Source organism: Rhodoglobus galactosidasius (assembly GCF_054957775.1).
On the sequence record NZ_JBQIAV010000003.1, the window covers coordinates 68902 to 81957 of the forward strand.

Annotated in this window: 12 protein-coding genes; 6 read left to right on the top strand and 6 right to left on the bottom strand. The window is 58.6% G+C overall.

The features are described 5' to 3' along the window. Window positions 1-15: 15 nt before the first annotated feature. Both ACTJJW_RS04555 and ACTJJW_RS04560 read left to right on the top strand, forming a co-directional pair. The gene (locus ACTJJW_RS04555; protein ID WP_462642956.1) at window positions 16-681 is read left to right on the top strand and encodes a glycosyltransferase family 2 protein; all 666 of its coding nucleotides are present in this window, start codon (window positions 16-18) and stop codon (window positions 679-681) included. A 6-nt stretch (window positions 682-687) separates the two neighbouring features. Next, on the top strand, window positions 688-1038 hold the full coding sequence (locus ACTJJW_RS04560; RefSeq protein WP_462642957.1) for a DUF2304 family protein: 351 nt from the start codon (window positions 688-690) through the stop codon (window positions 1036-1038). Window positions 1039-1054: 16 nt separating this feature from the next. On the opposite strand, the gene ACTJJW_RS04565 is transcribed toward ACTJJW_RS04560, so the two are convergent. Genes ACTJJW_RS04565 through ACTJJW_RS04575 form a run of 3 tightly spaced genes read right to left on the bottom strand, consistent with a single transcriptional unit; the run spans window position 1055 to window position 3726 of the window. Beyond that, on the bottom strand, window positions 1055-2041 hold the full coding sequence (locus ACTJJW_RS04565; RefSeq protein WP_462642958.1) for a Gfo/Idh/MocA family protein: 987 nt from the start codon (window positions 2039-2041) through the stop codon (window positions 1055-1057). Next, window positions 2042-3118 (bottom strand): DegT/DnrJ/EryC1/StrS family aminotransferase, encoded by a 1077-nt coding sequence (locus tag ACTJJW_RS04570; protein ID WP_462642959.1) that lies wholly within the window; start codon window positions 3116-3118, stop codon window positions 2042-2044. Further along, on the bottom strand, window positions 3115-3726 hold the full coding sequence (locus ACTJJW_RS04575; RefSeq protein ID WP_462642960.1) for an acyltransferase: 612 nt from the start codon (window positions 3724-3726) through the stop codon (window positions 3115-3117). The genes ACTJJW_RS04570 and ACTJJW_RS04575 overlap by 4 nt, the downstream gene beginning before the upstream one ends. Window positions 3727-3857: 131 nt before the next feature. On the opposite strand from ACTJJW_RS04575, the gene ACTJJW_RS04580 reads away from it, so the two are divergent. From ACTJJW_RS04580 to galE, 3 genes are all read left to right on the top strand, one after another. Then, window positions 3858-5015: a glycosyltransferase gene (locus ACTJJW_RS04580; RefSeq protein ID WP_462642961.1), complete on the top strand. Its 1158-nt coding sequence runs from the start codon at window positions 3858-3860 to the stop codon at window positions 5013-5015. 112 nt (window positions 5016-5127) lie between these two features. Further along, a complete protein-coding gene (locus ACTJJW_RS04585) occupies window positions 5128-6858 on the top strand; it encodes a cell wall-binding repeat-containing protein (protein WP_462642962.1) in 1731 nt (576 codons plus the stop codon). 76 nt (window positions 6859-6934) lie between these two features. Next, window positions 6935-7906, top strand: coding sequence for a UDP-glucose 4-epimerase GalE (galE, locus tag ACTJJW_RS04590; protein WP_462642963.1), 972 nt, complete (start codon window positions 6935-6937; stop codon window positions 7904-7906). 36 nt (window positions 7907-7942) lie between these two features. Here the strand turns inward: galE and ACTJJW_RS04595 are convergent, their stop codons facing one another. Genes ACTJJW_RS04595 through ACTJJW_RS04605 form a run of 3 tightly spaced genes read right to left on the bottom strand, consistent with a single transcriptional unit; the run spans window position 7943 to window position 11763 of the window. Next, on the bottom strand, window positions 7943-9244 hold the full coding sequence (locus ACTJJW_RS04595) for an O-antigen ligase family protein (protein ID WP_462642964.1): 1302 nt from the start codon (window positions 9242-9244) through the stop codon (window positions 7943-7945). Continuing rightward, a complete protein-coding gene (locus ACTJJW_RS04600) occupies window positions 9241-10569 on the bottom strand; it encodes an O-antigen ligase family protein (protein ID WP_462642965.1) in 1329 nt (442 codons plus the stop codon). Before ACTJJW_RS04600 ends, ACTJJW_RS04595 begins: the two co-directional genes overlap by 4 nt. 9 nt (window positions 10570-10578) lie before the next feature. After that, a complete protein-coding gene (locus tag ACTJJW_RS04605) occupies window positions 10579-11763 on the bottom strand; it encodes an acyl-CoA dehydrogenase family protein (protein ID WP_462642966.1) in 1185 nt (394 codons plus the stop codon). A 108-nt stretch (window positions 11764-11871) separates the two neighbouring features. Here ACTJJW_RS04605 and manA point away from each other — a divergent pair, with 108 nt between their 5' ends. Then, window positions 11872-13050 (top strand): mannose-6-phosphate isomerase, class I, encoded by a 1179-nt coding sequence (manA, locus tag ACTJJW_RS04610; RefSeq protein WP_462642967.1) that lies wholly within the window; start codon window positions 11872-11874, stop codon window positions 13048-13050. Window positions 13051-13056 lie beyond the last annotated feature (6 nt).

Consider the following 13056-nt stretch of genomic DNA (forward strand, 5'->3'; position numbering starts at 1 on the left):
TGCGAAACTAGAGGCATGGCGCAAACGTGGGCAGTTGTCCCAATGTTCAATGAGGGCAGTGTAATTGCGTCGGTGGTTTCGGAGCTGCGCAAGTCCATTCCTCACGTTGTCTGTGTTGATGACTGCTCTAGTGATGATTCTGTTGCTCAGGCGGAGTCGGCTGGCGCGATTGTGGTGAGTCACCCCATTAATCTTGGTCAGGGTGCGAGCCTTCAAACGGGTTTCGAGTTTGTGCGTGCAATCCCCGAGATGACGGAAGTTGTAACGTTCGATGCGGATGGCCAACACCAGGTTGCCGACGCTCTCGACATGGTTCAGAAACTACGCAGCGAGAACCTGGACATCATTATCGGTTCACGGTTTCTTGACGATCGCACAGAGATGAGCCGTCTCAAGCGAGGCGTTCTGCGGCTCGCGACCGCGTACACGAGAATGACAACGGGGATGGCGCTTACAGACGCCCACAACGGCTTGCGTGTGATTTCACGCGACCTTCTCTTGAAGCTGCAACTCAAGCAAAATCGTATGGCTCACGCGTCTGAGCTCATCGACCAGATTCGTCTGCACGGCGCTAAATGGGCTGAGCATCCCACGCATATTGTCTACACAGACTATTCCCGAGGTAAGGGTCAGTCTGTGCTCAACTCCGTAAATATCCTCGTGGAAATTATCTTCAAGTAGGGCATCGTGACCATTATTTTCCAGATTCTCGCCCTCGTCGCAGTGGTGCTAGTCGCATTGCTGACGCTTCGCGGTGGTGGAGCACGACGACAGGCTGTTCAGCGTCTATTCATGCTCTTCTTCATACTTGCGGCGGGTTCGTCGATTATCGCGCCGCAAGTATGGACCTTCGCCGCACGTCTCTTGGGCGTGGGGCGCGGTGCCGACTTGCTGCTTTACATCACAGTGCTAGCGTTTCTGGCGTTCATTGGTGCTACCTACCGCCGCTTTCGCCGGCTAGAAAATGACATGACGGATATCGCTCGGCAGCTGGCGTTAACGCGCGAACAAGCCCAACACAACGAGTCTGAGGCGTAGGAGCGTAGCCCGCAGCTCAGAGCCCGCTGATGCGGTGTTCGAGGCCATCCGCTACCAATTTTTCGGCAGTAGCGACAACGGCTGCTCCTTGGGCGAGAGTCACGATCGCGCTGGTTTCACGGGACAGTACTGCGTCTCTAAAGGCCTCGTGTTCGGCGCGCAACGGCTCCTTCTTGTCGAGTGCAAAGCGAGTCACATCGCCTTCGCTTACTCCGCGGAACTGAGAAATGTCGCCCCATTCGTGTCGCCCGACCCCATTCTCGAAGAAAGTGAGGTCAGCGGTAAGGGTGTCGGCAACAAGCGCACCCTTCTCACCAGTGATGATCGTGGTGCGCTCTTTGAATGGGGTTAGCCAGTTCACCGTGTGGCTGACGATAGTGCCCTTGCTGAGCGTTCCGACCGCAACGACCATGTCTTCGTGTTCGCGACCGCTCCGGAAGGCGGTGCGTGCGTTGAGCGACACATACTCCTGCTGGGTCACCCACGCGGTGAGGTCGATGTCGTGAGTAGCGAGGTCTTTGATGACACCCACGTCGGCTATCCGCCCAGGGAACGGTCCCTGTCGTCGTGTAGCGATCTGGAAGATGTCACCCAGAAGACCGTCCTCGATGCGCTGGCGTGCGGATTGTAAAGCAGGGTTGTACCGTTCGATGTGGCCGACTCCGCCAATGAGGCCTGCAGCGGCGAACAAATCGCGTAGCTCGATTGCGTCGTCAGTCGTCGATGCCACGGGCTTCTCGATTAGTGCATGAATCCCCCGCTCAGCGAGCGTGCGGCCAATGTCGAGGTGGTAAGTGGTTGGCGCTGCTACGACGCAATAGTCGAATCCCATATCGAGAAACGTTTCAAGGTCGCGGACGACGGGCTTTCCTTCGATCTGGTCAGCGACGGCAGGCGAGGGGTCATAGACGCCCTGGAAGTCAACGCCATCGAGTTCGTTGAGAACACGGCTGTGGTGGCGGCCCATTACTCCGAGGCCGAGTACGCCTGCGCGTAGTGTCATTTAGCTACCTGCCTTTGCTACGTCGTTTACTGCCTCGACGATGGTGTCTCGTTCCTGCGGAGTGAGGGAAGGGTAGACCGGCAGAGAGAGAGCCTGAGTTGCGACTTCCTCAGTGACGGGGAGGTCGAGGTCGAGCGTGAATGACGGCAGCCGGTGGATCGGGGTGGGGTAGTAGACCCCTGTTGCGACCCCGCGCGCGGCCAGTGCTTCAGCGAATGCGTCACGGTCTTGGTCGACGACACGGATCGTGTACTGGTGATACACGTGAACGGAACCCTCAGCAGTCGGCGGGGTGACGACGCCGGAAAGGTTCTCATTGAAGAAGTGAGCGTTGTCCTGGCGCTGCTTCGTCCATCCGGCAAGCTTGCCGAGCTGAACTCGTCCTATAGCTGCGTGGATGTCGGTCATGCGGGTATTGAAACCGACGACCTCGTTCTCGTAGCGGCGTTCCATTCCTTGGTTGCGCAGAACGCGCGCCATGCGAGCGAGTTCGTCAGACGAGGTCGTGATCATTCCACCTTCGCCAGAGGTCATGTTCTTGGTGGGGTAGAACGAGAAGGAACCCGCAATGCCCCAGTTGCCGACCGGGATTCCGTCGACGGACGCGGCGTGGGCTTGGGCGGCATCCTCAAACACAAGAAGGTCGTGCTTCTTAGCGATCGCGGTGAGTTGAAGCATCAGCGCTGGGTGTCCATAGAGGTGCACCGGCATGATGGCCCGAGTTTTCGGGGTAATCGCTGCTTCAACTGCGGCGGGGTCCATCGAGAAATAATCCTTCTCGATATCGACGAATACCGGAGTTGCGCCCGAGAGTGCAACAGCGTTTGCGGTGGCTGCGAAACTGAACGAGGGAACGATAACTTCATCGCCTCGGCCGATGCCAGCGGCAACGAATGCCATATGCAGCGCCGAGGTTCCGGAGTTGACGGCAACTGAGTGCGCACCACCGACGATTGCTGAGAACTCTGTCTCGAACGCGGCGACTTCGGGACCCTGCGCAAGCATTCCCGAGCGCATTACGCGGTCTACGGCATCGCGTTCTTCTTGCCCAATTTCGGGCCTAGCTGCGGGAATCACTTAGTCTGCACCTCAATTAATCGGTCGGTAGCTATCTCACGGTATTTCGCGTCGGTGATGGGGCATGCCCACTCACCAGGAGAAGTCTCTTTTAGTGGATGCCCGGCAGTACCTACCCAGCCGACTCGCTTGGCGGGGCTGCCGACAACTAGAGCAAACTCGGGCACATCTTTGACGACGACTGAGCCTGCACCGACGAGCGCCCAACGACCAATCACTAGGGGCGCGATGCAGGTTGAGTTTGCGCCGATTGACGCGCCCTCGCGGATGTCGACGCCGACCGGATGCCAATCATCAGCAGACTTGGGCGTGCCATCCGCATTAATGGCGCGCGGAAAGTGGTCGTTAGTCAGCACGACCGCCGGGCCGATGAATACGCCGGCGGCGAGCTTCGCGGGCTCATAGACGAGCGCATAGTTCTGAATTTTACAGTTTGGGCCGACCTCGACACCGGTGCCGATGTAAGCGCCGCGGCCGACGATGCAGTTCTCGCCGAGCTGGGCATCTTCGCGAATCTGAGCGTAATTCCACACGCGAACACTGTCTGCGAGCGTCGCTGTCTCGGCAATATCAGCGGTGGGGTGTCGCAGAGAATTCGTTTCGTACATGCAGGCTCCGTGTCGGGCATCGAGGACAATTCGAGTCCCATCCTATTGCGTTGTCATGTGCTTGTTCCTTGACGCCTGTGCGTGCTGTGGTCTTACCTTGTCGCTTGAGCTGCTTGTGAGAGGCTTAGCGAGTGAATCGAATCCTCCAGGAGCTGAGAGCGCGACTTCCCGACTGGATCGGTGGTCGTCTCCGTGCGAAGAAATTTCGGTACAAGGCATCCGATGTTCCGCCGCTCAATGCCGTTCCGGCAGCGCCTGTGCGTGTTTATATCGGACCAGCGAATTATGCAGGTCAGGGATATCGCTTTGCCCGTGCGATTGACTCGCTGCCCGGAGTCGGCGCTGTCAGTATGCAACTAAAATCCGACGTATACGGATTCCCTGCTGACGTTTCTGTGATTCTAAACGTATTTTACTTCTCGGTGCGTTGGCAAAGAGCGCAGTTTGCGTACGTCGCAGAAAACTTCACCCACGTCATTTATGAAGCAGCGTTGCCGTTGTTCGGAGAACTGTTCAAGGGCGATGTGCAGGCTGAGGTCGAAGCGCTGCGCTCGCGAGGAGTTCGCGTAGCGATGCTCTCCCACGGGTCAGACCTACGTTCGCCTGACCGTCATCGGGCTAGGGATCGATGGTCACCGTTCCATGACGCGAACCCACGGACCGACCGCTTGCGCGACATCACACAATCCAACCATGAACTCCTGGAACGGCTTTCCGTGCCTGTCTTGGTTACTACACCAGACTTACTTGCGGACTGGCCAGCAGCTGATTGGATTCCCGTTGTGGTCGACCCCACGAAGTGGAGGACCAATAGCCCGGTACTCGAGCGCCCGCGCCCGAGGGTCCTCCACGCTCCTACCAACAGTTGGATTAAGGGTTCTGAACTGATCGAGCCAGTCCTCACTCGCTTGCATGACGCAGGAGTTATCGAATACACACGCGTGGCGGGAGTTCCCGTCGATAGCATGCCGGAGTTGTATCGAACCGCAGATATCGTGCTCGAGCAATTTCGTATCGGCACGTATTCCGTGACAGCTGTTGAAGCGCTCGCGGCGGGGAGAGTCGTGGTGGCGCATCTATTCCCTGACGTACGAAAATATGTTGAGGCTGCTACCGGGCTTCGTGTGCCAGTAATTGAAGCGACCGTCGACAGTTTGGAAGCACTGCTTGTTGATATCTGCGCTAATCGTGCGAAATATCAGGAGCACGCCGCGCTCGGTCCCGAGTTCGTGAGCCAAGTCCACGACGGTCGGCGCTCGGCTGCAGTGCTCGAGGCCTTCCTGCGTTAGCGCAAATTTTGCGCTCGAGTGCTGCAAAGCACGGTGTCACTCAAAGAGGGACTTCACAATTCCCCCATAAGGCATATCCTTTAACAACGCATGTTCGCTGGGGGGATGTCCAATGCATAAATTTTTGGCGGCAAAAGGCCGTTTATACCGTCTGACCGCGATGGTTGGCGCGATAGCGGTGCTTGCAGCCGGAGTCGTTGTTCAGGGGCCCGCTAGCCCCGCAGCGGCCATCAGTGGCAGTGAATTTGACCCGGGCAACATCATCAGCGATGACGAGTTCTACAACGGTAGCGCGATGACTGAGGCACAGATTCAGTCGTTCCTCAACTCCCAAACAGGCATCCTCAAAAGCTTGCGCCAGAGCGTCAACACTCGGCCTAAAGAGATTTCGAAGACTACAGGCAATCTGATCTGCGAGGAGATTAAGGGCGGCAGCGACTTGCTTGCGTCGACGATGCTCTATCGGGCTCAAGTGGCATGTGGAATCAGCGCCAAAGTCATCCTGGTTACTCTGCAAAAGGAGCAGGGTCTTGTGACGAAGCAATACCCGAGTTATTGGAACGTCAACTATGCGCTGGGATACGGATGCCCGGATACCCCAGAGGGATGCTCCAGCGACTACGAAGGTTTCGGATACCAAGTTTATACAGGAACCCGGCAATTCAAGGCGTACAAAGCAGCAAACTTCGAAAGGCAACCAGGCACCCACAAAATCCTCTATCATCCCTACAACGCGTGCGGCACGAAGACGATCGCCATCCAGAACTACGCAACCGCTGCGCTCTACAACTACACGCCATACGTGCCCAACGCGGCCGCGCTGGCGAATCTTGGTGGTACCGGAGATTCCTGTTCTTCCTACGGCAACCGAAACTTTTGGCACTACTACTACTCATGGTTCGGTAACCCGACAGATATCACTCCATCCGCAGCAGTAGAGCGCATCGGCGGTGCAGACCGATACGCAGTCTCTGCCGCGCTCACGAACAAGAACTACCCGACTCCGGGCGTTGATCGCATTTACGTTGCGACCGGTATGGAATTCGCCGACGCCCTCAGCGTTTCTACCGCAGCAGCTACATCGCAAGCGCCGCTGCTTCTTGTCGCATCTGACTCGATTCCGTCAAGCATCAGAGCCGAACTCACGCGCTTGCAGCCGAAAGAAATTGTTGTACTCGGTGGCCCCGCGGTCGTCTCAAACGCGGTCGTTAGCGAATTGCAAACCTTGGCGGGCTCTGTACAGCGGCTTTATGGCAGCGATCGCTACGAGACATCTCGTTTGATTGCGAGCGATGCGTTCCCGGCGGGAGCAACCACGTCGGTCTACATCGCGACCGGAACGGACTTCCCCGATGCGCTCTCGGCCAGTTCTGCTGCCGCTAGCCTTGGCGGACCGTTAGTGCTGGTGCGGGGTGAAAGTTCCTCACTTGATTCGAAAACGCTCGACCTCTTGAGGGCTTTAGGGGCGTCGAAAATCTTCATTGCGGGCGGTACCGGTGCTGTCTCCTCTGGGATCGAGGCTCAACTTGACGGGATCTTCGGCGGCGCAAATGTGACGCGCTACGGAGGCTCAAACCGTTTCGCAACGTCTCAAGCAATCAACAAGGCTGCGTTTTCGGCTGCAAGTTCGGTTTACTTCGCGACGGGCACCAACTTCCCCGACGCTCTTTCGGGCGCAGCCATCGCCGGGGCGACCGGTGCTCCTCTCTACATAGTGCAACCAACGTGTGTGCCTAAGCCAGTGCTGCAGGCTGTCAAGGATCTGGCGGCCACTAAGGTCTTCGTTCTCGGCGGTACAGGGGCGCTCAGTCAGAGCGTCGTTACCTACGAAAACTGTGCCTGATTTGAATGCAGGGAATAGAGAGGTTTCATTGTCGAATGGTAACGGGGCACCCCTGCTCCGCTCGTAGACTGACCGCATGAGAGTTTTGGTCACCGGCGGCGCAGGCTACATCGGAGCGCACACCTCGCGACTCTTGGCCGAACGCGGTGACTATGTTCTCGTGGTTGACGATTTGGTGACGGGATCTTCTGACCGCATTCCCGGTATCCCTGTCGTCAAGCTCAACATTTCGAATGGCTCCGCTCCGCGCTTGGAGAGCCTGATGCGCGAACACCGCATTGAGGCCGTCATCCACTTCGCTGCTCAAAAGCAGGTGGCCGAGTCAATCGAGAAACCAGCCTGGTATTACGAACAGAACGTTGGCAGTGTCGCTCAGTTGCTTCTCGCAATGGACGCAGCTGAGGTCTATAAGCTGGTCTTCTCGTCATCCGCTGCCGTCTATGGCGAAGCCTCAGGGTCGATCGCCGAGGACGCACCCACACACCCCATCAATCCCTATGGCGAGACGAAACTCGTGGGGGAGCAACTTATTTCGGCATCAGCGCAAGCTTGGCCGCTCCGTGCCGCAAGCCTTCGCTACTTCAACGTCGGCGGGGCGGGCAGCCCAGAGCTTGGGGACACGCAGGCGCTCAACCTCATCCCGATCTGCTTCGAACAGATCGCGGCGACCAAGCCGCCACTGATTTTCGGGGACGACTACGACACTCTCGACGGCACCTGTGTGCGTGACTATGTGCATGTCAGTGACGTGGCGCAAGCGCACCTTGCAGTGCTCGATGCACTCCCGCAGCAACCCGGAAACACTGTGCTCAATATCGGCACAGGCGTCGGTACGACGGTGCGTGAAATGGTGGATGCGATTCTACGAGTAACCGGAAGCGACCTCACCGCAACGGTGTTGGATCGTCGTGCAGGCGACCCGGCGGCAGTCGTGGGCGTTGTTGACAGCATCCGTGAACTGACAGGTTGGAGTGCACGCTACACCGTGAGCGACATTGTTGAGTCAGCTTGGCAGTCGCGACAGTACTGCGAAACGATCTCTGCGTAACCGTAGAGAGACGAACTGCGCTCGGAGCGACTCGAGTTATACGGACGACTGAGGCTTGGTATCTAGGGCATTCCGCCAACTGAGCTCCCGCGCGGCCTTCACACAGCAGACGACAAAGGTCAGCCAACCAAACTCGATCAACAGCGAGCTCTCCGCAAACGCGCTGATCATAAGCACAAGCAACACCAGCGCGGGCCACGCGAAGACAACACTGCGCCGGCGCGATGCGAGCAACCAGGAACGCATAAAGGCGAGCCCGAGGAGTCCAATGAAAATCAGGAACCCGACGAGTCCGAGCTGAAACCAGACATCGAGATAGGCGTTGTGCGCGGAGTCGGGAACCCGGCCACCAAAATTGCCGAACGCGGTAAACGGCGCAAGATCGGCATTCCACGGACCGATCCAGCCCCAACCCTCAAGGCGGTGAACCTCGCCCAACGACCAGAGTTGGCGCCACACCCGAAGTCGATAGGTCAGCTCTCCGCTCGCATCGAATGAGGCAACAATCGCGACCCGCGATAGCCAGCTGACGATGGCAACGGCGGCAACGAATCCGATCAATACGAACTGCCAATACCTGCGTCTCCCCGACGGAACCCTGCGCAGCGCATACAGTGCGGCGCTGGCCGCAAGAACTACTAACGCCGTGCCGAAGGCGAGCGGAGACTGGGAGAGCACCAGCACAACGCTGGCCAGAACTAGCGACCCAATTGCGTACCCTCGCTGCAGTGACTTAGTTCGGAGTTCGGTAGCAAAGGTAATGAGCGCAATCACCGCAATGATGCCCAATTGATTGCGAGCCCCGAAAATGCCCTGGATCGGGTCAGCGGTGCCAAGGTTTCCCGCGATCGCGAGAGCCTTGAACGAGGTATCGAAGATAAGCCCGGTCAGGATTTCCAAACCGATCGACACGACTAAGACAAATCGCATCACATCGCCAAAGGCGCGAACAATTTGGATGGTGTCGCGCACGAGCGCGATATAGACGCCCAGCACCGTGAAAACGAGCATGTAGCTCAACGAGGCTAGTGACGCCCACTGGTACTGGCTCCAAAAGATCGTGAGCCACGCCCAGAGAGTGAATACGATCAACGAGATAGGTACCAGCGCACGCCACCCGATGTTGCTCCACTGGGCGGCAAGCGACGCCGCTACGAGCACAACGAGACTTATCAGGATGGCGAGCAGTCCGGCTGTGCCGATGGTGTGGCGAAGCGCAAACGCACAGAGCGCTGTAGCAACGGTTGCCGTCGAGAGCACAGAGGATACTCGTGCGGAACCGAGCACGGCAGCACCCGTGTCGATGATCACCCTGTAGCGAGGTGGAGGCTGGATCATGGGGCGCGCACCGTCCAGTCAGGCCGTTTTGTCTTGACCGCAATAATCACGAGCATCGCCAGCGCATATTCGCCGAGCAGACGGCTTTCAGGGATGCTCTGCACGATCAGCGCAACCATTACCAAAATTGGCAAAAGTGTCAGCGCTGAATACGAATCTGTCGCGCCAGGCACTGTGCGGGGGCGGTCCACAGCAGCAAGCCACGCTCGCAGCAGGGCTGAGACCACCAGCGCACCGAACACCACGACTCCGACAATTCCCAGTTGCAGCCACAGGTCTAGCCACGTGTCATGCGCTTGAACCTGCACAACCCCGTTGCGGATAACAAGTCCCTTGAATGGCTCAGCCCAGGGCATCCAGAAGCTAATCCACCCCCAACCAAACGCTGGGCGCTGCTCGGCAAGACCGATGACCGTCTGCCAGATCTCTGCGCGGCCAGTGAGATCGCTGCTCTTGCCGAGAAGCTCGAAGATGGTGCCGCGCAGCGCGAAACCGGTTGTGACGCCGGCACCCGCCAGAGCAACGAAGCCGACCGCGCTCCAGCGGCGAGCAGCATCAGTGCGACGGCTGCGGATGACGAGCAATCCCACCGCGGTGAGAGCGACAGCCGCGAGCGCCACCGTCACCGTCGCAGAACGCGTGAAGAACAGAGTCAACGCAGCCAGCGCGATCCACGTAATCGACCAACGCCTGCTAATGCTGCCGGTTGCCCATTGGATCGAGAACGCTATAACCCCGAGGAGCGCAAGGAATCCGAGGTGGTTGGCGTTGCCGACAACACCCTGAATGCGCCCATCGTCGAAGGTCTCGAAGAGTTCGTTGCGCGACCAGTAGAGCATCTTCGGGATGGTGTCGTAGCCGGGCACAGCAACTTCAGGCTGTGCCGTCCACGGAAGGATCGGACCCCGAACAATCGTGGCGACGACGAGCTCGAATAATAGGGAGACCGCGATCAGTATGCGCAGCACTCGAGCGAACCCGTTCAGCAGTTCTTGCCACGTGAAGCTAATGGCGAGAGTGAGCGCGCCGAGCACCGTGAGCCAGGTTGTCAGGAGCCCAAGCGCGCTTGCGGCCGGATACTGCGACCACGCAAGCGACACCGTCGCTAAAGCCATGAACGCGACGAACGGGTATGGCAGTCCGCCGATGCTCCAGCGGTTCCTCGACTGAACAAGAATCACCACGGACGCCGCCGCGAGAGCAACCGCAACAACCCCCCAGACGACCCAGCCGACCGAGTATCGCCACGCATCCCCGCCAAACAGAATCAGTAGCGAGAGAGCGAGGTACCAGGCTCGCGCCCTCGGGTGCTCAATCAGTCGCATTACGCAAGATTAGACGAATGCTGCCTTGCCCGTGATCGCGCGACCCACGATAAGCGTGTTCATTTCGCGTGTTCCCTCATACGAATAGATTGCCTCAGCATCGGCGAAGTGACGCATTACGCCGTAGTCGAGCACAATGCCGTTGCCGCCGAGCAGTTCGCGGCACCAGGCAACGGTCTCGCGCATCCGGCTGGTCGTATATTCCTTGGCCAGCGCAGCGTGCTCATCCTTCTGGATGCCCTCATCAAGCATTTCGGAGACTCGCGTCACCATGCCGATCGACGCGGTGATGTTGCCGAGGCTCTTGGCGAGGTGCTCCTGGACGAGCTGGTGGCTGCTGATGGTCTTGCCGAACTGGATGCGCTCATTCGCATATTTGAGCGCGGCTTCGTAGGCGCCGATGGAATTTCCGACCGCGGCCCACGCCACTTCGGCCCGGGTGAGGCGCAGCACGGCAGCAGCCTGGCGGAACGATTGCGACTTCTGCAGGCGGTTGCTCTCCGGCACGACGACGTTTTCGAGCACGATGTCGGCGTTCTGCACAATGCGTAGTGCCTGCTTGTTCTCGATGCGTGTTGCTGAATAGCCGGGGGTGCTGGTGGGAACGATGAAGCCCTTGACCTGGTTGTCGGCTTCGTCGCGCGCCCAAATGATGGTGACGTCGCTGATCGAGCCGTTGCCGATCCAGCGTTTGGCGCCGTTGATGATCCAGTTGTCACCGTCGCGCTTGGCAACAGTCTGCAGGCCCTGAGCGGTGTCGGAGCCCGAGAGGGGTTCGGTCAGGCCGAATGCGCCGAGCAGCTCACCGGAAGCAAACTTGGGCAACCACTCATCGCGCTGCTCCTGTGAACCGGCGACGCCGATCGACCCCATGACAAGACCGTTCTGCATGCCAACGAGGGTTGCGGCGCTGGCGTCGACGCGAGCAAGCTCGAGCGCGACCCAGCCGCGGAACACAGCAGAGTTCTTGAACGGCTGGGTTTCTGCCCAGGGGAGACCAAAGAGTCCGAGATCGGCAAGTCCCTTGACGATCACATCGCGATCGAAGAACTCGGCTTTTGCCCACAGATCGTTCGCGATCGGGCGCACCTCTTTGTCGAGGAAGGCACGCAGCTTCAGGATGGTGTCTTTTTCCTGATCCGTGAGCGCATTCTCGTAGCCGTAGAAGTCGCTGCTGAGGGTCTCAAATGACATAGTCGTCGCTCCATTGCTTATCGAAATCATTGTGAGCCTAAAGCGTGAGCACCCGTCGCTTCTAGACGGTTGGTACTTTGGTCTAAGGCTTCGAGAAGAGTGGACTTAATGTTTGTAGGCATCGCTAATACCCCGCGCGACTATGCCTGGGGTTCGACCGGAGAAATTTCGGCCCTCTTGGGAACAGAAGCCACAGGAAAGCCCGAGGCAGAACTCTGGCTCGGCGCGCATCCCGGTTGCCCCAGCGTCATCATCGACCCGGCTCAGGCGGGAGGCGCTCGCGATCTCACTGAGTGGATCCAGCGTGACGGTGCGCAGATTCTGGGTGACGGCGTCACCCAGCTACCGTTCCTGCTGAAGGTACTCGCGGCTGGTGCGCCACTGTCACTGCAAGCACACCCCACCCTCGAGCAGGCGGTCGAGGGTTTTGCTCGCGAGAACGCGGCAGGCGTTCCGCTTACCGCATCGAATCGCAACTATAAAGACGCATCGGCTAAGCCAGAACTGATTCTCGCGGTGAGCGACACATTTGAGGCGCTGTGCGGATTTCGGGCAATGGCCGACACCCGAGCATCCATCGAACGACTAGCTGAGCTGGATGCCGCAAGCACCAACCCACAGCCAGCCCTCTTTGTCGAGTGGTTGGCTTTCGCTCGCGACGACTCCGACATTCGCGCGATGTTCGAATGGCTGATTTCGGCCGACAACCCGGTGCCGGAGCTTGTGAAAGGTGTCACCGCGCTCGCCGAAACTGCGGGAGATGAGTTTGCGCTCGTGCGCACGCTCGCAGGACACTACGCGGGAGATCCCGGTGTGCTGATCGCGCTCATGCTCAACCAGGTGACTCTCACGAAAGGTGAAGCGCTCTTCTTGCCTGCGGGCAACATCCACGCCTATCTTCGTGGTCTCGGTATTGAGTTGATGGCCGCGTCAGACAACGTGCTGCGCGGCGGTCTCACCCCCAAACATGTTGATGTTCCTGAGCTGTTGAATGTGCTCGACTTCTCGGCAAGCCCGGTGCCGTACTTGTACCCCACAGCATTGGGCAACTCCGCACAAGTATTCCGGCCGCCAGTTCGCGACTTTCAGTTGCTGGATATTGCCGGCGATTGCTCCGTGGAATTGTCGAGCGCTGCAATCGTGCTCTGCACCTCAGGCGATTTCGGCGTCGAGGGTGCGATCGGATCGGCAACACTCACGCGTGGTGGATCAGTATTTGTTTCAGCCGATGAGCGCCACCTAAAGATTCAGGGAACCGGTCAGCTATTTGTGGCGGCAACGCAATAGTGTTGG